Below are 22549 nucleotides of genomic sequence, written 5' to 3'. Positions count from 1 at the left end.
GCCATCGACCGCATCTGACCGCGAGGAGCTGTCCATGAAAGACGTGCCCGTGCCTTCACTGCTGACGGCGGGGCCACAGGGGGGAGCGCTCCAATGCCCGGGGCTGCCGGCTGCCGTGACCGGTGGGCCGCGCAGCCTGCTGGACCTGATGCATCCCGGCTTCTACATGTTGTTCCTGCTGCGTAATGGCCACGCGCCCGCGGATGCCACGGCTTTTCGCCACAAGGTGTGCCAGCTCCTGGAAGGCATCGAGCGCAGTGCGCGAGAGCTGCAGATCGCGGCCGGTGACGTGTCGGAGGCCCGCTTCGCCTTCTGTGCCTTGCTGGATGAAGTGGTGCTGAACTCGAAGTTGCCGATCCGCGGCGAGTGGGAATGCAGGCCGCTGCAACTGGAGCTGTTCGGCGAACACATGGCCGGCGAACGTTTCTTCGACAAGCTGGAGTTGCTGCGACGCGAGGGTGTGGCGCGCCTGGGCGTGCTGGAGGTGTTCCAGCTGTGCCTGTTGCTGGGCTTTATGGGCCGCTACGCCCTTGAAGGGCGCGAGAAGCTGGACTACCTCACGGTGCGCCTGGGCGACGAGATTGCGCATCTGCAGGGGCGGCGCGCGGCCTTCGCCCCGCACTGGGCCGCACCGGATCGGGTGGTCCACAAGTTGCACGGCGAGTTGCCGCTGTGGGCCATGGCGGTGGTGTTCGGGGGGTTGGCGCTGGCCGCCTTCATCGTGATGCGCTTGCAGCTGGACCGCAGCACCGAACGCGACCTGGCACCCTACAGCGACGTCGTGAAGTTGGCGCCTCAAGCCGCACACGTGGTGATCACCTGGCCTTGAGTAAAAGGGCGGTTGAGGGAAGCGGAGGGTGAAATCCCTGCATGGCCCTTCGATATCGACGCGGCGGACGGGCCGGGCGGCAGGCGACTGGGAGCAAGAGAAAGCCCGCCGGGGCGGGGAGCCGCGGCGGGCTGGGATGTTGGAGCGAGAGTGGAGCCGTGAACCGGGCTGTGCCCGTCGGCCTTGACCGCGTCTACGCCCTCAGCACCCGGGCCGGGTTGCCTGCGATGCAGACACCGCTACCCACGCTGCGAATGACGTTGCTGCCCAGGCCGATCAGCGTTCCGTCGCCGATCTCCACGCCGTTCATGATGCTGGTGCCACTTCCCACGTAGCAGTTCTCGCCGAGCATGACGTTGCCCGCGATGGTTACGTTCGATCCAATGAGGCTCCAGCTTCCAACGTGCGCGTCGTGGTGGATCACGGTGTTGGGCAGTACGCACACATGGTCGCCGATGACTGCGTTGCTGGTGATCACCACGCCGGCCATGATCAGAACATTGCGCCCGATCGTGGCCAGCGGTGACACGCGCGCGCTGGGGTGGATGACGCGGGCGAAGCGGGTACTCGGCAGGCCCAGCGCCTCCACGATCGAGCGGCGCGAGCGGTACGACGTCGGACTGCCCGGTACCGCCAGCACTTGCGCCTCGGGCCAGCGCTGCAGAGCTTCTCGGCCCGTCACGAGGCAGCCATGGCGATCAACGCCTTGCTTGCCCGGCGTATCGTCCACGAAGCTGACGAGGCGGTACGCCGGGCCCAGGCAATCCAGTGCCTCCAGCCCGTTGCCGTTGTACGGGAAGATGAGCAGGGGTTGCGCCGTTGATGGTGCAACTTGGTCCGCGCCGCTCATCGTCCTGCCTCAGGCGGCGCCCACCGGGGTCGCTTCCGACGCGGCCGGGGCCGGCGTGGCCAATTCCTGCACCGCCTGCGCCACGCGCTCGCACTGCGCCGCCGTCAGCTCGGGGAACATCGGCAGCGACAACACTTCGTTGGCTGCTTTTTCCGAGTGCGGGAACTGCCCGGCCTGATAACCCAGGTCGGCGAAGGCGGGCAGCAGGTGTACCGGCGTGGGGTAGTGGATGCCGGTCTGGATGCCCTGTGCCAGCAGCGCGTCCTGCCAGGCTTGGCGGTTCTGCGTGCGGATGGCGTAGAGGTGATAGACGTGGCGCACGTCCGGACGGGCGTAGGGTGTCGGGACGCCCGTGCCGGCCAGCAGGCTGTCATAGCGGGCGGCGGCCGTGCGGCGCGCCTCGGTCCAGCCTTCCAGGTACTTCAGCTTCACCCGCAGCACGGCGCCCTGGATACCCTCGAGGCGGAAGTTGTAGCCCTTGAGCACATGCTGGTATTTCTTTTCCGCCCCCCAGTCGCGCAGCATGCGGATGCTGCGGGTGAACTCGGGGTTGTTGGTGACCACCATGCCGCCTTCGCCATAGGCGCCCAGATTCTTCCCGGGGTAGAAGCTGAAGCAGCCCATGTGGCCCATGCTGCCGGCGCGGCGGCCCTTGTACTCGGCGCCATGGGCTTGGCAGGCGTCCTCGATCACGACCAGGTTGTGCTTGCGCGCGATTTCCAGGATCGGGTCCATGTCGGCCGGCTGGCCATACAGGTGGACCGGGATGATGGCCTTGGTCTTCTCGGTGATGGCGGCCTCGATGGCGTTCACGTCCATCGTGAAGGTCTTGGGATCGATATCGACGAACACCGGCTTGGCACCCGTGTAGTCGATGGCTGACACCGTGGCGACGAAGGTGAAGGGCACGGTGATCACCTCGTCACCCTTGCCTACGCCTGCAGCCAGCAGCGCCAGATGCAGCGCACTGGTGCCGGTATTGACGCCGATGCCGTGCTCGACTTGGCAATAGCCGGCGAATTCCTTTTCGAAGGCGGCAACCTCGCTGCCCAGCGTGAATTCACAGTGCTCGATGACGCCCTGGATGGCGGCATTCACCTCGTCCTTGATGGAGCGGTATTGCGCCTTGAGATCAACGAAAGGAATCATGATTTTTCAGCCCCTCTTCTGAATGGTGACGGTATCGCCGCGGCAGCGCATGGAGCGATTGGCGGCTTCGATCAGTTCCACGACCCGTATGCCGAGATGACCGTCGGTCATGGGCACGGTACCGTTCTTGATGCAATCGACGAAATGCTCGCTTTCGACGCGCAAGGCTTCGGAGACCGCCAGTTTTGGTGCCCACATGTCACCCGTGCGGTAGCCAATGCGCATTTCGCGGATTTGGTTGGGGTCGTCGGTAAAGCTGACGCCCTTGTCATATACCTTGATTTTCTCGCTGGGTTCGAGATCGTCATAGGTAATCATCTTGTTGCTGCCGCCGATGAGAATCTGGCGTACCTTTACCGGCGCCAGCCAACTCACGTTGGCGTGGGCAATGGTGCCCGAGTCGTAGAACAGCGTCACGTAGGCCAGGTTTTCCGGCGTGCCGGGGAAATGGTTCGTGCCGCTGGCGGTGACTGCCACTGGATGCTCGCCCAGCAGATAGTCCAGGATGGAGAAGTCGTGTACGGCGAGATCCGAAATCACGCTGACGTCGCGCTGGAATAGGCCGAGATTGACGCGTACCGAGTCGTAGTAATAGATCTTGCCCAGTTCACCGTTGCGGATGATCTCGCCCATCTTGCGGACGGCGCCGGTGTAGATGAAGGTGTGATCGACGATGAGCACCCGGCGACGGCGCTCCGCTTCCTCGACCAGGCGACGTGCCTGCACCGCGGTTTCCGTCATCGGCTTTTCCAGCCAGACATGTTTGCCGGCCTGGAGGGCTGCGAGCGCAAGTTCGTAATGGGTATTGACTGGCGTGGCGATGGCGATGGCGTCGATCGAGCTGTCGTTGAGCAGGTCGCGGTAATCGGTGGTCGTGTTGCAGGCGTGCCGCTTGCGCACCAGCTCCAGCTTGGACGAATCGAGATCGGACACCGAAGCCACATTGAGCCCTGGCGTTTCCGCGAAATTGCGCACGAGGTTCGGACCCCAATATCCGTAACCGATGACGCCGATGTTGATCATCTTGCTTCCCTCGCTAGTGAAAAACCTTGAGCTGCGGCTTCCCTGACGGATGACACCGCTCAGCCCGTCCTGCCTGGAATGAGTTTGTTGCTTAGGTAGGCCGCTGCCGGAATGAGTATTCCGGCGGAATTCAGGTCTTCTTCATTTCACGGGTGTCGCCCACCACGCGCGCCGGTACGCCGGCAACGATGGCATAGGGGCGAACATCCTTGGTCACCACCGCGCCGGCGCCTACCAGGGCGCCTTCTCCGATGGTGATGCCCGCGACGATGGTGGCGTTGCTGCCGATCGATGCACCGCGCTTGACATAGGTCGGTTCGACTTTCCAGTCCGCTTCGGTCTGCAGCCCGCCATCGGTATTGGTGGCGCGAGGATAAAGATCGTTGGTAAACATTACCCCATGCCCGATGAAGACTTCATCGGATATTTCAACGCCTTCACAGACAAAAGCGTGCGATGAAATTTTGCAGCGAGCTCCGATGAGAGCATTTTTTTGAATCTCGACGAATGCACCGATTTTCGTGTCGTCGCCGATGGTGCAGCCGTAGAGGTTGACCAGCGTCGGTTGGAAAATCTGCACCTTGTGGCCAAGCTTGACGTTCTCGCTGATGGGCATGGGTATTTGCCTTTGCGTGAGGCACACGCCATCAGCAGCCTTCGGTCTCAGCGATCTGGCTGGCTGATTGCGGTATGCCGACTGAATTCACAGGACTGGAAAACTACCGTGTGTGATCGTTGCAGTCGCTGCGCCCCTCGAAGTGATGTTGTTGTTTGGCGTCACCCTGGAATCGGCCTAAGCGCAATTCAACGGGACGTCTTGTGGTGGTTTCGTGCCGTGATCGGATGAGACTGAATCACAGCACGAGGTCATTTTGTTCCCGAAGGCGCAGTCGCCGCGAACCCGCAAACGCGGGTTTTCGCAACAACCGCGTGCCCCCGTTTCAATATGGATACGCTGTGAATATTGTTGCTTTTTGTGTCTACCGGTCGCTGCTCGTTTGGGGGCTGCGAAGTATTTGCGCCGTCATTCGGGCAGGGGGTATGTCTTTGCCTCAATCACTGGCAAGCCCGATGCGGTGGCTGCGAGCAGGACTCGGTATGCCTGAAGGCGGGCTGACAGCACGACGTAATCCGTTGCGCTCGGCATGCGGTTTAGGCAAGGCATTACGCCGTGCGACGTCCCGCTTGCCTTCCCGGGCGGGCGCGGCGCAGGCATGCTGTTACGGTCTTCTACACTTCTCCCGCGGCATGCGCTGCATGGGCACGTCGGCGGTGATAGGCGCGGTCCAGTTAAAGCCAGGGCGCCTATGCCTGCACCACGCTGCTAAATAGCATCGTCCCGCGGGCAAGCGGCTGCTGCGCTGGGTGCCGCCGCAGCCAGCGCGCCACTGCTCACGCCTGATCTCTCTGCTTCCCTGGACGAGCCTTTCGGTCGCGGCAGCCGTAGTTCGCGCGTGGATCCGGCCACCAGTGGGGTCTTTTGAGACGGCAGCCTGAGGCTGGCGCGCCGAGGTGCTGCACGTGTTTGAGGAGGTCTGGCCGCGCAAGCAGCGCCGGGAAAGCCGAAGCCCGCGGCTTGAGACGGCTCGCGCCGCAGGGATAGGCGTGGGCCGGCAACTGTATGCGGCCCGTGCGCCGGGGCGGGCCTCAGGCCACCGCGGGCTGGGCGACGCGCAGGTGTTCCACCGCGAGGCGGCCGGCGCGATCCACCGCGCGGTCGATGGCGTCGTAGAGGTCCTTGCCCACGTCCACCACCGAGGTCACGCCGGCGTGCACCAAGCGCAGCTGGACGCGGCAGTAACCCTCCTGCTGGCCGTGGCGGCTGCGCGTGTCGCCCAGGCGCACCTCGACGCTTTCGACCTGGTGCTGGCGAGGCCGCAGCACGTAAAGCAGGCGGCGGCGTGCGTGGTCGGCCAGTGCGGCGGCATGGGCGCAGGCGACATGCACTCGGATTTCCATTCGGCGCTCCGGATTCCCGGGGAAGTGACGATCAGGCCACTGTAGGGAACTGCCTCTATCCAAGTAAATCCGATTATTCCGGGCTTGCGTGTAGGAAAAGTCTGATGATTGGCGCATGAACTACAAGCACCTCCACTACTTCCTGCAGGTGGCCGAAACCGGCAGCGTGGCCCGCGCCAGCGAGCAGTTGCACCTCACGCCTCAGACGGTCAGCGGCCAGATTCAGCTGCTGGAGGAACGCTTGGGCAGCCCGTTGTTCGCGCGCAGCGGACGCCGCCTGGTACTCACCGATACCGGGCGCATGGTGTTGGACTACGCCAAGGACATCTTCGCTCTGGGCGCCGAGCTGGAAGCTTCCGTGCGCGAGCGCACCACGCACGGCCGAGCGTTGGACTTTCGCGTTGGCGTGGCCGACGCCGTGCCCAAGGCCATCGCCTACCACCTGGTGGAGCCGGCATTCGCGGTGGAGAACGTGCACCTGGTGTGCCGCGAGTGGAAGCTGGATCTGTTGCTGGCCGAGTTGGCGCTGCACAAGCTCGATCTCGTGATCGCTGACGCGCCCATCCCGTCGTCAGTGAGCGTGCGTGCCTTCAGCCACCGCCTGGGCTCCTCGACGCTGAGCTTCTTCGCCACGCCGGCGCTGCGCGAGCGTCACCCCGGCGACTTCCCGGCTTGCCTGGACGGCGCGCCGGTCCTCATGCCGGGCGAGGACTCCGCCATGGGCCAGCGCCTGCGCGCTTGGTTCCAGTCGCAGAACGTGCGCCCGCGGCTGGTGGGCGAGTTCGACGACAGCGCGCTGATCCAGGAATTCGGGCGCCGCAGCGCTGGTTTCTTTGCCGCGCCGGGGGTGATCGCACCCGAGATCGAGGCGCAGTTCGGCGTGCGCAGCGTGGGTGTTGCCGAGGGCGTGGAGGAGGATTTCTTCGCCATCTCGGTGGAGCGCCGCATCACGCACCCCTGTGTGGTGGCCATCACGCAGACCGCGCGCAATGAGTTGTTCCAGATGGCGCAGAAGCCGGTACGCGCGACTGCGCTGCGGCGGCGTCAGGTGGCCTGAGCCTGGAGGCGTCCGTCACTGCCTTCTCCGCGAAATCTGCACGGCCGCGTTTGCGCCAACGCAAGTTCACCTCGCCGTGCTCAGGTGCCCCGGAGCGCATGCGCCGGCTCGTGGCTGTGCTCGAAGCCGGCCGCGTGAGCCTGGGCGCCATGGTCGGCCACCAGCGCGACGGGCTGCTGAAAATGCTGGTCACACCCTGAGCGACGGCGTTGCTTGTGGCGCCGGAGCAGGCTGGCCCCAGAGCATGACGATACGGTTTTTTCGATCAAACGCATCGTAACCTTCTGATTGTTTCGATGTGACGACGCCCCTAGATTAGCGTTGTCGTCCCGAATCCGTGGCCTTCGCCACGGGGGCGGCGAGCCAGTCTAGGGAGCTTTCATGAACCTTCAGCCGATCAACCTTCGTGCCCGCGCCGCGCAGGCGCCGGGTTTGGCCGCGCAACAGCAGCGCGTATTGCGCAACACCTACTGGCTGCTCGCGCTGTCGATGGTGCCCACTGTGGCGGGCGCCTGGCTGGGCATCGCCACGGGGTTGTCTAGCGCGATGTCGCCGATGGTGAGCCTGGTGGTGTTTCTCGCGGGTGCCTTCGGCTTCATGTTCGCCATCGAGCGCACCAAGGATTCCGCTGCCGGCGTGCCGGTGCTGCTGGCCTTCACCTTCTTCATGGGCCTGATGCTGTCGCGCCTGGTGGGCACGGTGCTGGGCCTGTCCAACGGTGCAAGCCTGGTGATGACGGCCTTTGCCGGCACGGGCGGCATTTTCCTGGGCATGGCGATGCTGTCCACGGTGATCAAGCGCGACCTGACCTCGATGGGCAAGTGGCTGTTCGTGGGTGTGGTGATGCTGGTGGTGGCGGGTATCGCCAACGTCTTCATCCAGTCCGGCGCGCTGATGATCACGCTGTCGGTGCTGGCCATCGGCATCTTCTCGGCCTTCATCCTGCATGACCTCAAGCGCGTGCAGGACGGCCTGGAGACCAACTACATCACGGCCACGCTGGGCGTCTACTTGAGCCTGTTCAACGTCTTCCAGTCGCTGCTGGCGTTGTTGGGTATCTTCGGCAGCAACGACGACTGACTCCCTGAAAGAAGCTGATGCATCTGCCTTACTCCACGCGCACGTCCTCGGCCCCGGTGCGCCTGCTGCAAACCCTGGTGAATGCGGCCCGGGGCCTGGTTCTGGGTTTCGTCGGCTTGCTGGTGCTGGCCTTTACGCTGCTGGCCGGCATGGTCACCGCGGGTGTGCTGCTGGTGGTGGCGCTGGTGGCACGGCGCCGGCTGCAGCGCAGCGCGATGCGCTTTGCCTGGCACAGCCGCATGGGCGCCCGCCCGGGTGCCGCGACGAAGCCATCCGGCCATGGGCACGTCAGCACTGGAGCTGGCGAGATCGTCGATGCCGAGGTGCGCGAGATCCGCGATTGAGGGTCGCCGGCCCTTGCGCCACACCTCTATTGCGGCATTGTTCGCACCCCCGGGCCCGCGAACTGCTCCAGGCGGGGAGGCCGACGCCGGTGTCCTCCGTGTCGGTCACAATGATCCAACCCATGGCGGGCTCGAGAGGAGGCAGCTTGATACATTTGCAGGCAACCATTCCCGACGGCGTCAACTTCGAGGATCTGCGCCTGTCGCGGGATGTTCGCGATGGCGCGGTGATCTTCGATCCCCAACCGATTGAGGCCATCTGCATGGCCAGCGGTTTCGATATCGATGAACTGGTCCAGGGCCCCGATCCCATCGTGTGCGCGCTCATCACGGCCTGGTACCAGGAACATCTCAAGCGTGGCGGTGCGCCCGACCCGGTGCAGGAAGACCTGATGGAAGAGACCCGGCTCGAACAGGAGCGTGGCGGCGGCTTCAGCTACGCACCGGGCCACGCCTGAGCACATGCACCGGCTGCGCCCCAGCGGTTGCGAAGGCAACTGCGTGATCGGAGACGACAGCCGGCAGCATGTGCGGTGACTGGTGCCGCAGCCGATCGGTGTGAAAGCAGCGACACTGCGCGCCTGCATCACCTTCCGCTTCTTCACGCATGAAAACGTCTTCCGCCCTCTGCGCTGTGCTGCTGTTGGCCGCCGCGCTCCCCGTGACCGCCCAGACCGACACCGAGAAGCTGCCCTCGGGCGTAGTCGTCGAGCACAGCGTCAAGGGTCAGGGCACCCAGCCAGCGCCCACCAGTACCGTGCAGGTGCACTACCGCGGTACGCTGCCCGATGGCAGGGAGTTCGACAGCTCCCACAAGCGCGGCCAGCCCACCACGTTCCCGCTCAACCGCGTCATTCCCTGCTGGACCGAGGGACTGCAGCGCATGAAGGTTGGCGGCAAGGCCAAGCTCACGTGCCCGGCCGACACCGCCTACGGCGCGCGTGGCATTCCCGGCGTCATTCCCGGCAACAGCACCTTGACTTTCGAGGTCGAACTGCTGGCCGCACGCTGAAATTGCAGGCGTTTCAGCGCTTATTGACATAACGAAGATTGAGGCGCCATTGTGTGTAGGCGCCAAGTAGTAATGTCGCGTTCTGGCCGGGCTGAAATACCGCAACGTTGGCCTCTGCGGCTGGGTGCTCGCTGTCCTGGTCGGCCCAGTGAACTTGTCGATCCGGCCCTCCCTTCCGAGCTGCCATGACCGTGCTCAGAGCCTGCTCAGCAACTCCGCTTTCTTGGCCGAGAACTCCTCGGCAGTGAGCACGCCGCGCGCGTGCAACTCGGCCAGCCTCTCGATCGCTGCAAACACGTCCAGCCCCTGCGACAGGCCGCCGGCCGCGCCGGCCTGCGGCACGGGTGCGGTGGATGCGGGCATCGGCGCCGGCGTGGATGCCTCAGGCGGCGGTGTCGGTGCCGATGTGGCGGCTGGTGGCCGGCCATCCACCGACACCACCGGCAGGCTGCCCACGTTGACCAACCCATGCTGGCTCGTGAAGCTCAACGAGCCGCTGCCGGACTGCTGCTGCGAAAAGCCGCCGATGTGGTGGTCCAGCGTGTCGTAGACCGTGACCCGGCCGTGCAACTCGATAGCCAGCCGCCGTGCCTGCGCGAAGTAGGCGTAGCGCACGCCGTTCTGTGCGCCGCTGCTGTGGGGCCGGCCCAGCCCGGGGCCCCACCAGTCGCCGCCACCGTCGGCAGCCGGCACGAACAGGCTGACCGTCGTCGGCGGCATGCCAGCACCGGGCGGCTGCCCGCCACCACTCCAGGCCGACTGCTGCTGTCCCGGCGATCCGCCGTTGCCCTGATTCTGCGATTGGAAACTGCCGCCGCCGTGCAGCAACTCGGGTTGGCTGGCGACCAAGCTGGCGAGCTCGTTGCACAAGCCGTCCACGCGGGCCTTGAGTGCGTGGTTGAACATGTCCGACACCATCGTCATGCCGTTGCGCATCCATTGCCCCGGGCCGCCGAACTCGGGATGTCCGAACTGCGCCATGCTGCCCTGGCCCTGCACCACGGCCCAGAGCATGGCGGTCACGGCCTCGGCGCTGAAGCCGTGGCGCCGGGCGATGTCGTCGATGGCTTGCCGGCCTTGCGGCATGAGTTGTTTCATCCTGAACCTTCCGTGCCGTGAGACCTGCCGCTGCAGGCCGGAACCAAGCTTTTCGCGCTGCCCTGGGCAAGCGACGCGCCGCACCGGGGCTGTGCGGGGCACGGACTCAGCGCATCAGCCCATGGCGCCGGTGCCACTCGGCCAGCGACTCGTCCGGGTAGCTGTCGAAGGTGGCGTCTTTCGGGCCGGCCTGGACCTGCACCCAGGCCGGCCTGGAGCCCAGCATCATGTGCGTGAGCAGTGGCGCCTCGGGCAGTGGCGTGTCGATGGCGCCGGCATGCGGATGCACCAGCGCCGGCCAGCGCGGGTCCCACAGCCACAGCGCCGTGCCGCAGTGCTTGCAGAAATGCCGTTCGCCGCTGCTGCGGCTGCCGTCTTCCATGCGCGCGCGGTACACGCTCAGATGTTCGCGGCCTTGCACCTGCAGCGTGGCGTTGTCCGCGCCCAGGTTGACGGCGTAGCCACCGGTGCCCGCGGTCTTGCGGCAGATCGAGCAGTAGCAGCGCATGAAGGGCACGGGTTCGTGCGACTCCACAGAGAAGCGCACGGCGCCGCAATGACAGGAGCCTTCGAGTTGCATGGCATGACCTCTTGGCGCGGGCACCGGGCCGGACTCGCGCGGCGGCACCCGTGTGCCGCCCTTCCGCGGGCCGGCTCGCAGCGCCGGTGCGCGAGCCTGCTCCCACGATGCGCCCGCGCACGCCAGACGCGCTGCTGCGGTCCGGCGCCATCTGTATCCAGGCGTTTGCGGCCCGCTGCGAGCCGGCTGTCCGGGAGTCTCGGCACGCGGCCGCGGTGCTCAGCCGGCGCAACTGCCCTCGAACAGCCTCGCAGCGCGGCGGCGAACCTCTTCCTCCGACACGTCCTCCACGTGCGTAGCGATGTGCCACTTGTGGCCGAACGGGTCCTTCAGCCCGCCGGCGCGGTCGCCGTAGAACTGGTCCGCCACCGCCATGGTCAGCGTCGCGCCCGCCTCCACGGCGCGCTGGACAAAGGCGTCCACGTCGTCCACGTAAAGCATCAGGCTGCACGGGGAGCCGCCCAGGGTCTGTGGGCTGAAGGCCTGCCACTGCGGCGCCTCGTCATGCAGCATCAGTACCGAGTCGCCGATGCGGATTTCGGCGTGCATCACCGAGCCGTCCGGCGCCTGCAGCCGCATGTTTTCCTCGGCGCCAAAAGCCCGCTTGTAGAAATTGATGGCCTGCGCCGCACCCTTGATGGTCAGGTAGGGCGTCACGGTCGAGTAGCCGTTGGGAATCTTCTTCACCGGGTTTGCCATCACGGAGTTCTCCAGGGCTGAGGACAGGCACGCCGCGCCGCGCCAGCCCAAACAGGCGGCGGGGTGTCAAAGCTGTATGGGTGTACAGCATAGGCGTCTTTATCCCGCATGCAAGCTGGCGTGTGCAGGCATGCCACACGCTGGTTCCCATCGCTGGTGGTCGTGCCGGCGATATCGCCATACAAGCCCTGTCCCGGGTTTTGTCCGCATCCTGCTCCGGCAGCGGGGCGTTCCGCGCTGGAATGCGGAACGGCGACTGGTTCCTACCGGAAGGCATCGAACGTCCGGACTTTGCGCCCCGCGCCATGGCGGCCAAGGCATGGCTCGAATGCCCCGGGCGAATCCAAGGACTGCCCGGGGATTCAAGGCCGCGGATGGCGACGGCCTTAGCGTCCGGCATTCACTTTCCCCCGGCTTCCCCTCGCAGATTGCCGCGCCCGGCCCGTGTTGATGGATGTGCCGGAACACTTCTATTTCATGTCGGTGCGAGGGGAAACCGGTCCGGTGCCCCAACGACATTCCGGTGATGTCCCATGACGCGCAGCCGGGGGAATTCGCCCGATATTGCGCGGCGCATCCACCGCATTGCTGAGACCAGCATGCCGCAAATCCGCCGGTCGCCAGGCTTTGGCCTAGGGTTGCATCGCTTCGTGGCAGACAGCGACGGCTGACCGGTCGGAGCTGAGATTGACGGCCTTTTCCGGTTGAGGGCAAGGGGGCTATGGCAACCATGCGCCCTGGAGCCCGTGCGAGGGCATGCAGGTTGTTATTGGATGACCCTAGCGGAATCCCGCTGCGTGTCGCTTCGAACCGTGGAGTCCTGTGGTTGCCGAGCCGGCATTGAAAGCCAAGCATGGAATTCGGCACGATGCCGCAATGCCCAGGGCGCCACATGCCTGCGCGGCAAGGCATTTGACAGCTTTTTCCCGTAAGCGGCTTCGCGCGCCGCTTGCCAGAGCAATGGCGTACAGGCGTGTTATGGATTGCCGCAATCCCCATCGAGGGTCCGGGCTGTGGCATTCGTGGAGTCCGGCCGGCGAGTGACCGTCCGCGGGCTCAATTCACGAGCCCCCCCTGCATTTTTGCCGGACTCCGTACCCGGGCGGTACGGAGGAAGGTGCCAATGCTGCACCGCGGCAACTTGGGGTGCGGTGCGCGTCCGGGTGGATTCACCGCAGGACGCGCAGCAGTTTCAACTGCTCAATGCCGGATCGAATGGTGGCTCGGGCCGTGGCGCGAGGGCACCGCATCGGTCTCCATGGAGCCCTGGGCGTAATGGGGCCGATCCAGCGCATTGGCCGCACCTTCGATCCAGCCGCCATACCAATCCAGCGCCTCAAACGAACCCTGTACGTATGGGCACTGTTCAGCGAATATCCCGCCAGCTAGAAAGCCAGCGGTCCAGGCCCTCTTGTCCATGCTTTGCACGCTTTTCCTCCGCGTTGTTGCAGGTCTGCGCCGGCCATCCGGCTTCGAATGGGCATCGATTCCTGCCCAGACATCCCGTGTCTTGCGCGACCCTTCGCCAACGATATCGGCCATTGCCCGGTAACCTGTTCCAGCGCCCGCTGCAATATGTGACGGCCTGTGTATACCCCGTCCGTGCCGCACGGGTTCGCGGCTCTTATCATCAGGTGGTATTCAATTCAAGCAAACTTTGCAAATTTTTTTCGCATGGTCCTCCCGGCACTCCATGGGCTTTGTGATGGTGTGGATTTTTCACGGTCAACCTTGCGCAAAACCGACACCCGTATCCGTGAAGCAGGCCGCACAGGAAAACGTTCCAGCAGCGCTTGTAACGCAGGATTTTTGCAATCTGTTACATGAGCGTGCCGACCTCGTGCCGGTCAGGCCCGTGAGTGGCTACTCTCGGGAGTCGAGACAGCTCCAGTACAGGTGCTACGCCCGGCCATAGACGCCCGAGGCGGGCGCGGTGCCGGTGTGGTGACGAATTGTGCGGCCTGCATCGGCTGCAGCAGCGCACGGGCCTCGCGCACGTCGGCATACAGCCCATCCCGATAATGCCTGGGAGGTACCACGGCCACCGTGCGCTTTTCTTCGCCGGGCTTGTGAAAACGCCGCATGAGCTCATGCGTGCCCGCATTGATGGTGAGCATGGAATACGACCACACCGTGCCGCTATCCCGGTACGCTTCTTCCCATATCCCCGCCAAGCAGAACGGTAATCCGCCCGTGCGCTCAATGCGCCAGCGTTCGGCACGACCTGATTCATAGTTAGGTTCGAAGATGGCCTGGACCGGTATCAGGCAGAAGCGGCGCGCCTTCCAGGCGGCCTTGAAACTCTGTTTCGAATCCACCCTTTCACTGCGGGCGTTGCAGGTGTGGCGCGCCAAGCCGGGCTCGCGTACCCAGGGTGGCAACAGCCCGAACACCCCGGGCCAAGGCGAGAAATGCGATTCATACTCCGGCTCTGCCGTGATGAACACCGCATTGGAAGCTGGATATGCCTCATTCATGTAGCTGAAGTGAGGCTCCCCACTTTGCAGGTGAACCCGAAAATTCTTTTGCGACGGCGGTTCATAGTTCGCGCGCATTGTGGCATTATCCGTTTCGCGCAAGTCCGAAGGAGATACGAGCTGGACACCGGAAGGTTCCAGGGTAGTCCAGGGCAGTTCAAGACAACCGGTCCAGGAACCTGCTCCACGTATCATTCGCAGGGCTTGTCGTTACAGATCAGAAATGTCCCAGACATTCAACGAAGGTGCAAAGCGTATGGCAAACATCCAAGACCTCCTCAAGCAGCGCGAAGAACTCGAGCGTCAGATCAAGCAACTGCAGGAGAACTCTCGTGCGGAAGCCATCAACACCATCAAGGAGTTGATGGCCCAGAACAATCTGACCATCGAGGATCTGTCCTCCAGCTCCCGCGGTGGCAAGAAAGGTGAATCCGGTGGCAAGACCGGCACCGTGGCCCCCAAGTATCGTGACCCAGTTTCCGGCAAGACCTGGACCGGCCGCGGCCTGAAGCCGAAATGGGTCACCGAAGCCCTGGAAAGCGGCAAGACGCTGGACGACCTGGCCATCAAGGCCTGATGCTCAAGGTTCAAGCCTGAATTACCCGCGGTCCACACCGGCCGTGTTGACAGCCCCGCCCTGGCGGGGCTTTTTGCTTTCGGTCGCACATTTCAGGCGCGGTGCGCGTGGATTTGTTCACGCCGACGCCGCAGTTGTGTCTTCGGGTTGATCGTTGAGCTGGCTATTACTGGGTCGTAAGAATCGGTGCAGGACGCGCGCTCCATACCCGGGCGCCGAGGCGGGGTTTGAGGTCAAAACGCGACATCGGTTCGGGGCCGGGGCGCTCGGGGCTGCGAAAATCCGTTCTCTGCCGGCATCGGGCCGGCGGGGCGTGTGAAGAAACTGATTGAGGGAGGTCGGCCTCATGAGCGCCGAAATCGGCACGGGGTTGCTGGTGTTGCACGGCAACCGGCTGGAGTTGCTCAAGGAGGCGGTGGTGGATTGGCTGCAGCGCCAGCCCCTGGCGCCGCTGGAGGCCGAGGTGTTCCTGGTCCAGAGCAACGGCGTGGCCGAGTGGCTCAAGATGGCCCTAGCCCAGGCGCGCGGCGTCTGTGCCGCGGCGCGGGTGGAACTGCCGGCGCGCTTCCTGTGGCGCAGCTACCGCCAGGTGCTGGGGCGCGCCTCGGTGCCGTCGCTCTCGCCGCTGGACGAGATCCCGCTGACCTGGCGCCTGATGCGGTTGCTGCCGCGCCAGCTCGAACGTCCCGAATTCGCCCCCCTCGCCCGTTTCCTGGACGGCGGCGACGTGGCGCGGCGGCTGCAGCTCGCGCGCCGCCTGGCGGACCTGTTCGACCAGTACCAGGTCTACCGCGCCGACTGGCTGGAGGCCTGGGCCGTGGGCCGCGACGAACTGCGCCGCGCCGACGGCGAGGCCGTGGGGCTGGCCGAGGACCAGCGCTGGCAGCCGCTGCTGTGGCGCGAGCTGCTGCGGGAGCTCAGCGACGCCGAGCGCCTGGTGGTGCGTCCGGCGATCCACAACCGTTTCCTGGCCGCGCTGGAGTCCGGCGCGGCGCCGCGCAGCCCGGTGGCGCGCCGCGTGGTGGTGTTCGGCATGTCGCAGCTGCCGATGCAGATGTTGCAGGCGCTGCACGCCCTCTCGCGCCATACGCAGGTGCTGCTGGCGGTGGTCAACCCCTGCCAGTACCACTGGGCCGACATCATCGACGGGCGCGAGCTGCTGCAGATGCAGCGCCGCCGTTTCCAGCACCGCGCCGAGCGCGACCTGGCCGCCGTGTCCCTGGAAGAGATGCACGCCCATGCCCATCCGCTGCTGGCCGCCTGGGGTCGCCAGGGCCGCGACTTCGTGCGCCAGCTCGACGCCTTCGACGCCCACGCCCTGGGCCACGAAACCACGCTGCCGCGCATCGACCTGTTCGACACCGAGACCCCGGCCGAAGCCCCGTTGCTGGCGCAGGTGCAGGCCGCCATCCGCGACCTGTTGCCGCTGGCCGAGCACGCCAGGACGGCGCCGGCGGCGGCCGATCGCTCCATCGTCTTCCACATCGCGCACAGCGCGCAGCGCGAGGTGGAGGTGCTGCACGATGAGGTGCTGGCGCTGCTGGCCGAGCCGCCGGGCGGCCAGCCGCTGCGCCCGCGCGACATCCTGGTGATGGTGCCGGACATCGACCGCTTCGCCCCCTGCATCCGCGCCGTGTTCGGCCAGTACGGGCCGGGCGATCCGCGCCACGTGCCCTACGGCCTCGCCGACCTGCAGCAGCGCGGCCACGTGCCGCTGTTCGTGGCGCTGGAGTGGCTGCTGCGGCTGCCGCAGCAGCGCTGCCGCCTCACCGAGATCCGCGACCTGCTGGACGTGCCGGCACTGGCGCGGCGCTTCGACGTGGGTGACGACGACCTGCCGCGCATCGCGCAGTGGCTCAGCGGCGCGGGCGTGCGCTGGGGCCTGGACGAGAAACACCGCGCCGCGCTGGGCCTGGGCGCCTGCGGGGCGCAGAACACCTGGGTCTTCGGCCTGCGCCGGATGCTGCTGGGCTACACGGCGGGCGACGGCGCCGCCTGGGCCGGGATCGAGGCCTACGGCGAGGTCGGCGGCCTGGAGGCGGCCGGCGCGGGCTCGCTGGCGGTGCTGGTCGATGAGCTGCACCGCTGGCACGAGCTGGCGGCCACGCCCGCCACGCCGGCGCAGTGGGGCGAGCGCGCCCGCGCGCTGCTGGAGAGTTTTTTCGAGGCCACGGACGAGGCCGAGCGCCAGCAGCTGGCGCTGCTGCAGGAGGCCCTGGAGGGCTGGCTGGAGGCGGCACAGGCCGGCGGCTTCGAGGAAGCCGTCCCGCTGGAAGTGCTGCGCGAGGGCTGGCTCACCGGGCTGGACGAGCCCACGCTGCGCCGGCGCTTCCTCGACGGCGGCGTCACCTTCTGCACCCTGATGCCCATGCGCTCCATTCCCTTCGAGGTGGTGTGCCTGCTGGGCATGAACGATGGCGACTATCCGCGCCGCACGCACCGTGCCGATTTCGACCTCATGGCCCTGCCCGGCCAGCGCCGCCCCGGCGACCGCTCGCGCCGCGACGACGACCGCTACCTGATGCTGGAAGCGCTGCTGTCGGCACGGCGGCGGCTCTACATCAGCTGGAGCGGGCGCAGCGTGCGCGACAACAGCGAGCAGCCGCCCTCGGTGCTGGTGTCCCAGCTGCGCGACTACCTCGACGCCGGCTGGGGCGAGGGGCTGTGCAAGCGCCTCACCACCGAGCACCCGCTGCAACCCTTCAGCCGGCGCTATTTCGAGGCCGGCGCGGCGCTGCGCACCTGGGCGCGCGAGTGGCGCGCCGCGCATCACGCGGGCGAGGCGGCGCCGGCCGAGGCCGAGCCGCCGCGCTTCGAGGCCGAGACGCAGCTGCTCACCATCCAGCGCCTGGCGGCCTTCCTGAAAAACCCGGTGTCGGACTACTTCGTGCGCCGCCTGGGCGTGAATTTCGACGAGGGCGAGCCGCCTGGCGAGGACGACGAGCCCTTCGGCCTCAACGGGCTGGAGGCGTGGACGCTGATCGGCGAGCTGCTGGCCGACGCGCACCGCTGCACGCCGGAGGAGATCGAGCGCCGCGCGCGGCGCATCCAGCGCAGCGGCCGGTTGCCCATGAACGCCATCGGCGAGCGCCAGCGCCAGGCGCTGCTGGCCCCGGCGCAGTGGATGCACCGCCAGTGGCTGAAATTGCAGCGCGAGTTCTCGCAGGCCGCGCCCAAGGAAGCGCTGGCTTTCGCGCACGAGGGCGTGCGGCTGGAGGATTGGCTCACCGAGCTGCGCAGCGGTCCCGAGGGCCCGGTGTTGCTGAAACTCTCGCCCAGCGTGCTGCAGCGCGAGGGCCAGGCGCGCACGGACAAATTCATCGAGCACTGGGTGCGGCACCTGGTGGCCAGCGCCTGCGGCGTGGCGCTGCAGGCGCGCATCGTCTCGCGCGACGCGGTGCTGGCGCTGCAGCCGCTGCCTCAGGCCGCCGCGCAGGAGACGCTGCGCACGCTGCTGGCACTGTGGCGCCAGGGCATGGAAAGCCCCTTGCCGCTGGCCTGCCGCACCGCGCTGGCCTTCGTGACCGACGGCAAGGCGCAGGAGGTGTACGAGGGCGGGGGCTTCGGCCCCGTCAGCCCCGAGAGCGAGGAGCCCTGCCTGGCGCGGCTGTATCCGGACTTCGAGGCGCTCACGCGCGACGGCCGCTTCCAGGAATTCGCGCCGCGGCTCTACGGTCCGCTGGTGTCGTGGGCGGCTTCCGGCGTGACGGTGCTGGCGCAGGCCGGCGCCGGGGAGGCGGGCGATGAGTGAGATCCTCGACCCGCTGCGCCTGCCGCTGTGGGGCAGCCGCCTGATCGAAGCCAGCGCCGGCACGGGCAAGACCTACACCATCGCGGCGCTGTACCTGCGCCTGGTGCTGGGCCACGGCGGCGAGGACGGCGCCTTCCACCGCCCGCTGCTGCCCAGCGAGATCCTGGTGATGACCTTCACGCGCGCGGCCACGCGCGAGCTGTCGGATCGCATCCGCGCACGGCTGTGCGAGGCGGCGCGCTGCTTCCGGGGCGAGCTGGCGCCCAAGGAGGGTGATGCGCTGTTGCGCGGGCTGCTGGCGTCCTGCGCGGACGGACCGGAGCGCACGCGCGCGGCCTGGCGCCTGGCCTGCGCCGCCGAGGCCATGGACGACGCGGCGGTGCACACCATCGACGCCTGGTGCCAGCGCATGCTGCGCGAGCACGCCTTCGACAGCCGCAACCTCTTCGACGAGCAACTGCTGGCCGACGAGCGCCGGCTGCTGGAGGAGGCGGTGCGCGACTACTGGCGCCAGCAGGTCTATCCGCTGGACGACACCGCGCTGGACGCCGTCTTCGGGCTCTGGCCCGACGTGGGCGCGCTGCACGGCGACGTGGCGGCGCTGGTGCCGCGCATCGGCGCGGGCGACGCGGCCCCGCCGGCGCTGGGCGAGCTGTGCAGCCGCGTGCTGGCCGAGCAGATGAAGCACCTGCAGCGCCTCAAGCAGGGCTGGCCGGAGAAGGTGCAGGCACTGCGCGAGTGGTTCAGCGCGCAGCAGGCGCGCAAGGTCTGCCTGCTGGACCGGCGCAAGCTGCAGCCGCGCTACTACGAGCCCTGGCTGGATCAACTCGACGCCTGGGCCGCGACGCCGGGCAAGCTCGATCCGGAGCTGCCCGACAGTGGCCGGCGCCGCTTCTCGGTGGCGGGCATGCAGGAGGCGGTGAAGCCGGAGCTGACGCTGCCGCCGGAGTTCGAGGCCATCGACCGGTTGTACGAGGCGCTGGCGCAATTGCCCGACCTGAAGGCGCAACTGCGCCGCCACGCCGCCCAGTGCATCGCGCGGCGCCTGGCGGAGCTGAAGACGCAGGCCGGGGCCTACGGCTTCGCCGACATGCTGGTGCGGCTGGACGCGGCGCTGCACGACCCGGGCGCGGGCGAGCGGCTGCGCGAGCGCATCCTGTCGCAGTACCCGGTGGCGCTGGTGGACGAGTTCCAGGACACCTCGCCGCTGCAGTACCGCATCTTCGACCGGCTCTACCGCACGGCCGAGTGCGCGCGCGGCAGCGCGCTGCTGCTCATTGGCGACCCCAAGCAGTCGATCTACGCCTTCCGCGGCGCCGACATCCACAGCTACCTGGGCGCGCGCCGCGCCACCGCCGGGCGGCACTACGTGCTGGGCACGAACCACCGTTCCACGCAGGCGCTGGTGCGGGCGGTCAATCAACTGTTCGAGCAGGCGGAAGCGCGCGAGGGCGGCGCGGGAGCGTTCCTGTTCCGCGCCGGCGCCGACAACCCCCTGCCCTTCCAGCCGGTGGACGCGCGCGGGCGGGAGGAGCGTTTCGTCTGCGGCGCGGGCGAGGTGCCGGCGCTGTCGCTGCACGTGGACGCCGAGCTGGGCAACGCCGAGAGCCACCGCCAGCGCGCGGCCGAGCGCTGCGCCGAGGCCATTGCCACGCTGCTCAACGACCCGCGCGCGGGCTTCGAGCATCCGCAAGACGGTTTCACGAGGCTGCGCCCGGCGGACATCGCGGTGCTGGTGCGCACCGGCGTGGAGGCCGAGTGCGTGCGGCGCGAGCTGCGCCGGCGCGAGATCGCGTCGGTCTATCTCTCGGACAAGGATTCGGTCTTCGCCAGCGCCGAGGCGCGCGACCTGCTGCGCTGGCTGCGCGCGGTGGCGGCGCCGCTGGACATGCGGCTGGCGCGCGCGGCCTACGCCACCTCGCTGGTGAGCCTGAGCCTGGCGGAGCTGGCCCGGCTCGCGGTGGACGACGAGGCCTGGGAGCAGCGGCTGGAGACGCTGCGCGAGCTGCGCTCGGTGTGGGAGCGCCAGGGCGTGCTGACCATGCTGCGCCAGACGCTGCACCGCCTGGCGCTGCCGGCGCGCTGGCTGACGGCGCCCGATGGCGAGCGGCGGCTGACCAACGTGCTGCACATCGCCGAGCTGCTGCAGGCGGCCAGCGCGCAGCTCGACGGCGAGCAGGCGCTGGTGCGCTGGTTCACCGAGCAGATCGAGAACGAGGACGCGGCCGAAGGCGACGAGCGCATCGTGCGGCTGGAGAGCGACGCCGACCTGGTGAAGGTGGTGACGATCCACAAGTCCAAGGGCCTGGAGTACCCGCTGGTCTATTTGCCTTTCGCCTGTGACTTCCGGCCGGTGGACAAGCGCGGGCGCAGCTTCATCGAATGGATTGGCGAGGATGGCGCGCGGCAGCTGAGTTTCGACCTCAGCGCCGAGGCGCTGGAGCAGGGCGACCGCGACCGGCTGCGCGAGGACCTGCGGCTGCTGTACGTGGCCTTGACCCGTGCCCGCCATGCGCTGTGGGTGGGCATCGCGGCGCTGAGGAAGGGGCAGGCGAAGAACTGCGTGCTGCACCGCAGCGCCTTCGGGCAGTTGCTGGGCGGGGGCGAGGCCATTGCCGAGGGCGAGGTCCTGGCGCGGCTGCGAGAGGCCTGCGGCGAGTGCGCTTCCATCGCGGTGCTGGAGGCCCAGGCCGCCTGCGCCGCCACGCCGCTGCTGCCGCGCGACGACGCGCCGGCGCTGCAGCCGGGAGCGGAGTACGCGGCGCGCTTCGAGCGCGACTGGAGCATCGGCAGCTTCAGCAAGCTGGTGAAACACCTGCCCGTGCTGCCGCTGGAGCGGCTGGAAGACGCGCCGGTGCGCGAGAGCGACGAGTTCGAAGAGGGATTGCCCTCGCTGTCGCCCCCTGCGGGTGCGGCCTGGCACCGGTTCCCGCGCGGCAGCTTCGCGGGCAACTTCCTGCACGACCAGCTCGAATGGCTCGCCGGCGAGGATTTCAAGCTGGCGGACGAGACGGTGCGCGAGCAGCTGAAACGGCGCTGCGAGCGCCAGGGCTGGAGCAACCGCGCCGACGACGTGCTGGAGTGGCTGAGCGTGGCCGTGGACACCGAGCTGCCGCCGCTGGGCGTGCCGCTGTCGGGGCTGCGCGGCACGCTGCCGGAGATGGAGTTCTGGCTGCCCAGTCAGGGGCTGGACGCGGCGCGGGTGGATGCCCTGTGCCGGCAGCACCTGCTGCCCGGGCGCGAGCGCCCGTCCCTGCCGCAGCGCCGGCTGCGCGGGATGCTGATGGGCTTCGCGGACCTGGTGTTCGAGCACGGCGGGCGCTACTGGGTGCTGGACTACAAGTCCAACGCGCTGGGCGCGACGGACGCCGCCTACGGCTCGGCCGCGCTGGAGGCCGCGATGGCGGCGCACCGCTACGACGTGCAGGCCGCGCTGTACCTGCTGGCGCTGCACCGGCAGCTGCGCTCGCGCCTGGGCGAGGCCTACGACCCGGCCGAGCACCTGGGCGGCGCGCTGTACTTCTTCCTGCGCGGCATCGGCCACGCGCAGCGCGGCTGCCTGCTGGTGGCGCCGGAGCTGGAGCTGCTGGAGGCGCTGGATGCGGCTCTGGGGGCGGATGAGGAGACCTGCTCGTGAAACCGCGCAAAGACGTGGACACCCTGGACTGGATCGACGCGCTGGAGCGTTTGAGCGCGCAGGACCTGCTCGATGAACTGCTGTGCTGGGCGCGCGCGGGCTGGATCCGGCACCTCGACGCCGCCGTCGCGCGCTTCGCGCTGGACTTGATACCTGACGCCCCTCCCCTCGTGCTGCTGTGCGGCGCGCTGGTGGCGCACATGGAAAGCCGCGGCCACAGCTGCCTGCTGCTGCAGGAGCTGCACGCGCGTCCGCATGAGCTGCTGGGTTGGAACGCCGAGCAGCTCCAGGCGCTGGGCGACCTGCTCAAGCGTCTGCCGGGCGACCTGGAGCACTGGCTGCGGACGCTGCGCGCCTGCCCGCTCGTGGAGGCCCGGCCCGCGGACGGCGGCGGTGCCGGGGCGGGCGGCGCGGCGGACGGTCCCGG

At 67.5% G+C, this 22549-nt stretch carries 19 protein-coding genes and 1 pseudogene; 10 read left to right on the top strand and 10 right to left on the bottom strand.

The genetic code is table 11. From position 1 onward, the window contains the following. The first annotated feature begins 34 nt into the window (after positions 1-34). Positions 35-829, top strand: a complete 795-nt coding sequence (icmH, locus tag Q0741_RS18785) for a type IVB secretion system protein IcmH/DotU (protein WP_298234719.1) — start codon at positions 35-37, stop codon at positions 827-829. 193 nt (positions 830-1022) lie between these two features. On the opposite strand, the gene Q0741_RS18780 is transcribed toward icmH, so the two are convergent. The 5 genes from Q0741_RS18780 to Q0741_RS18760 all read right to left on the bottom strand — a co-directional run bounded on the left by Q0741_RS18780 (position 1023) and on the right by Q0741_RS18760 (position 5810). Then, positions 1023-1679, bottom strand: coding sequence for a hypothetical protein (locus tag Q0741_RS18780; RefSeq protein WP_298234718.1), 657 nt, complete (start codon positions 1677-1679; stop codon positions 1023-1025). 9 nt (positions 1680-1688) lie between these two features. Then, positions 1689-2828 carry a DegT/DnrJ/EryC1/StrS aminotransferase family protein gene (locus tag Q0741_RS18775; RefSeq protein WP_298234717.1) on the bottom strand — a complete coding sequence of 380 codons (1140 nt, stop codon included), beginning with the start codon at positions 2826-2828 and terminating at the stop codon, positions 1689-1691. A 6-nt stretch (positions 2829-2834) separates the two neighbouring features. Beyond that, positions 2835-3851 (bottom strand): Gfo/Idh/MocA family oxidoreductase, encoded by a 1017-nt coding sequence (locus Q0741_RS18770; protein ID WP_298234716.1) that lies wholly within the window; start codon positions 3849-3851, stop codon positions 2835-2837. A 130-nt stretch (positions 3852-3981) separates the two neighbouring features. After that, the gene (locus Q0741_RS18765; protein ID WP_298234715.1) at positions 3982-4467 is read right to left on the bottom strand and encodes an acyltransferase; all 486 of its coding nucleotides are present in this window, start codon (positions 4465-4467) and stop codon (positions 3982-3984) included. Positions 4468-5498: 1031 nt separating this feature from the next. Further along, a complete protein-coding gene (locus Q0741_RS18760; RefSeq protein ID WP_298234714.1) occupies positions 5499-5810 on the bottom strand; it encodes an HPF/RaiA family ribosome-associated protein in 312 nt (103 codons plus the stop codon). Between the two features lie 115 nt (positions 5811-5925). On the opposite strand from Q0741_RS18760, the gene nhaR reads away from it, so the two are divergent. From nhaR to Q0741_RS18735, 5 genes are all read left to right on the top strand, one after another. Then, entirely contained in the window at positions 5926-6867 is a 942-nt protein-coding gene (gene nhaR, locus Q0741_RS18755; RefSeq protein ID WP_298234713.1) for a transcriptional activator NhaR, read from the top strand. 381 nt (positions 6868-7248) lie between these two features. After that, the gene (locus tag Q0741_RS18750; RefSeq protein ID WP_298234712.1) at positions 7249-7947 is read left to right on the top strand and encodes a Bax inhibitor-1 family protein; all 699 of its coding nucleotides are present in this window, start codon (positions 7249-7251) and stop codon (positions 7945-7947) included. A gap of 17 nt (positions 7948-7964) precedes the next feature. Beyond that, on the top strand, positions 7965-8291 hold the full coding sequence (locus Q0741_RS18745; protein WP_298234711.1) for a hypothetical protein: 327 nt from the start codon (positions 7965-7967) through the stop codon (positions 8289-8291). A gap of 146 nt (positions 8292-8437) precedes the next feature. Further along, the gene (locus tag Q0741_RS18740; RefSeq protein WP_298234710.1) at positions 8438-8749 is read left to right on the top strand and encodes a hypothetical protein; all 312 of its coding nucleotides are present in this window, start codon (positions 8438-8440) and stop codon (positions 8747-8749) included. A 149-nt stretch (positions 8750-8898) separates the two neighbouring features. After that, the gene (locus tag Q0741_RS18735) at positions 8899-9303 is read left to right on the top strand and encodes an FKBP-type peptidyl-prolyl cis-trans isomerase (RefSeq protein ID WP_298234709.1); all 405 of its coding nucleotides are present in this window, start codon (positions 8899-8901) and stop codon (positions 9301-9303) included. Positions 9304-9498: 195 nt separating this feature from the next. On the opposite strand, the gene Q0741_RS18730 is transcribed toward Q0741_RS18735, so the two are convergent. The 5 genes from Q0741_RS18730 to Q0741_RS18710 form a co-directional block, all read right to left on the bottom strand. Beyond that, a complete protein-coding gene (locus Q0741_RS18730) occupies positions 9499-10401 on the bottom strand; it encodes an SHOCT domain-containing protein (protein WP_298234708.1) in 903 nt (300 codons plus the stop codon). 106 nt (positions 10402-10507) lie between these two features. After that, a complete protein-coding gene (locus Q0741_RS18725) occupies positions 10508-10981 on the bottom strand; it encodes a GFA family protein (RefSeq protein WP_298234707.1) in 474 nt (157 codons plus the stop codon). 219 nt (positions 10982-11200) lie between these two features. Beyond that, a complete protein-coding gene (locus Q0741_RS18720) occupies positions 11201-11680 on the bottom strand; it encodes a VOC family protein (protein ID WP_298234706.1) in 480 nt (159 codons plus the stop codon). Between the two features lie 1200 nt (positions 11681-12880). After that, on the bottom strand, positions 12881-13222 hold the full coding sequence (locus Q0741_RS18715) for a hypothetical protein (RefSeq protein ID WP_298234705.1): 342 nt from the start codon (positions 13220-13222) through the stop codon (positions 12881-12883). Positions 13223-13527: 305 nt separating this feature from the next. Next, positions 13528-14235, bottom strand: coding sequence for an SOS response-associated peptidase family protein (locus Q0741_RS18710; RefSeq protein ID WP_298234704.1), 708 nt, complete (start codon positions 14233-14235; stop codon positions 13528-13530). Positions 14236-14380: 145 nt separating this feature from the next. On the opposite strand from Q0741_RS18710, the gene Q0741_RS18705 reads away from it, so the two are divergent. From Q0741_RS18705 to Q0741_RS18690, 4 genes and pseudogenes are all read left to right on the top strand, one after another. Further along, a complete protein-coding gene (locus tag Q0741_RS18705; RefSeq protein ID WP_298234703.1) occupies positions 14381-14734 on the top strand; it encodes an H-NS histone family protein in 354 nt (117 codons plus the stop codon). Between the two features lie 346 nt (positions 14735-15080). After that, positions 15081-18485 carry an exodeoxyribonuclease V subunit gamma gene (gene recC, locus Q0741_RS18700; RefSeq protein ID WP_298234702.1) on the top strand — a complete coding sequence of 1135 codons (3405 nt, stop codon included), beginning with the start codon at positions 15081-15083 and terminating at the stop codon, positions 18483-18485. After that, the gene (recB, locus tag Q0741_RS18695; RefSeq protein WP_298234701.1) at positions 18478-22122 is read left to right on the top strand and encodes an exodeoxyribonuclease V subunit beta; all 3645 of its coding nucleotides are present in this window, start codon (positions 18478-18480) and stop codon (positions 22120-22122) included. Before recC ends, recB begins: the two co-directional genes overlap by 8 nt. Beyond that, positions 22119-22549: pseudogene (locus tag Q0741_RS18690) on the top strand (hypothetical protein); the annotation flags it as partial. The gene recB and the pseudogene Q0741_RS18690, both read left to right, overlap by 4 nt.

This window comes from uncultured Azohydromonas sp. (genome assembly GCF_937926365.1).
GTDB lineage: Bacteria > Pseudomonadota > Gammaproteobacteria > Burkholderiales > Burkholderiaceae_C > Azohydromonas.
Note: the sequence above shows the minus strand (reverse complement) of the source record. Positions and strands in the feature narration are given on the sequence as shown.

Excerpts from the sequence above, each read along its gene's own strand:
- icmH (WP_298234719.1), top strand. The coding sequence starts at position 35 with ATGAAAGACGTGCCCGTGCCTTCACTGCTGACGGCGGGGCCACAGGGG.
- Q0741_RS18780 (WP_298234718.1), bottom strand. The coding sequence starts at position 1,679 with ATGAGCGGCGCGGACCAAGTTGCACCATCAACGGCGCAACCCCTGCTC.
- Q0741_RS18775 (WP_298234717.1), bottom strand. The coding sequence starts at position 2,828 with ATGATTCCTTTCGTTGATCTCAAGGCGCAATACCGCTCCATCAAGGAC.
- Q0741_RS18770 (WP_298234716.1), bottom strand. The coding sequence starts at position 3,851 with ATGATCAACATCGGCGTCATCGGTTACGGATATTGGGGTCCGAACCTC.
- Q0741_RS18765 (WP_298234715.1), bottom strand. The coding sequence starts at position 4,467 with ATGCCCATCAGCGAGAACGTCAAGCTTGGCCACAAGGTGCAGATTTTC.
- Q0741_RS18760 (WP_298234714.1), bottom strand. The coding sequence starts at position 5,810 with ATGGAAATCCGAGTGCATGTCGCCTGCGCCCATGCCGCCGCACTGGCC.
- nhaR (WP_298234713.1), top strand. The coding sequence starts at position 5,926 with ATGAACTACAAGCACCTCCACTACTTCCTGCAGGTGGCCGAAACCGGC.
- Q0741_RS18750 (WP_298234712.1), top strand. The coding sequence starts at position 7,249 with ATGAACCTTCAGCCGATCAACCTTCGTGCCCGCGCCGCGCAGGCGCCG.
- Q0741_RS18745 (WP_298234711.1), top strand. The coding sequence starts at position 7,965 with ATGCATCTGCCTTACTCCACGCGCACGTCCTCGGCCCCGGTGCGCCTG.
- Q0741_RS18735 (WP_298234709.1), top strand. The coding sequence starts at position 8,899 with ATGAAAACGTCTTCCGCCCTCTGCGCTGTGCTGCTGTTGGCCGCCGCG.
- Q0741_RS18730 (WP_298234708.1), bottom strand. The coding sequence starts at position 10,401 with ATGAAACAACTCATGCCGCAAGGCCGGCAAGCCATCGACGACATCGCC.
- Q0741_RS18725 (WP_298234707.1), bottom strand. The coding sequence starts at position 10,981 with ATGCAACTCGAAGGCTCCTGTCATTGCGGCGCCGTGCGCTTCTCTGTG.
- Q0741_RS18720 (WP_298234706.1), bottom strand. The coding sequence starts at position 11,680 with ATGGCAAACCCGGTGAAGAAGATTCCCAACGGCTACTCGACCGTGACG.
- Q0741_RS18715 (WP_298234705.1), bottom strand. The coding sequence starts at position 13,222 with ATGGCCGATATCGTTGGCGAAGGGTCGCGCAAGACACGGGATGTCTGG.
- Q0741_RS18710 (WP_298234704.1), bottom strand. The coding sequence starts at position 14,235 with ATGCGCGCGAACTATGAACCGCCGTCGCAAAAGAATTTTCGGGTTCAC.
- Q0741_RS18705 (WP_298234703.1), top strand. The coding sequence starts at position 14,381 with ATGTCCCAGACATTCAACGAAGGTGCAAAGCGTATGGCAAACATCCAA.
- recC (WP_298234702.1), top strand. The coding sequence starts at position 15,081 with ATGAGCGCCGAAATCGGCACGGGGTTGCTGGTGTTGCACGGCAACCGG.
- recB (WP_298234701.1), top strand. The coding sequence starts at position 18,478 with ATGAGTGAGATCCTCGACCCGCTGCGCCTGCCGCTGTGGGGCAGCCGC.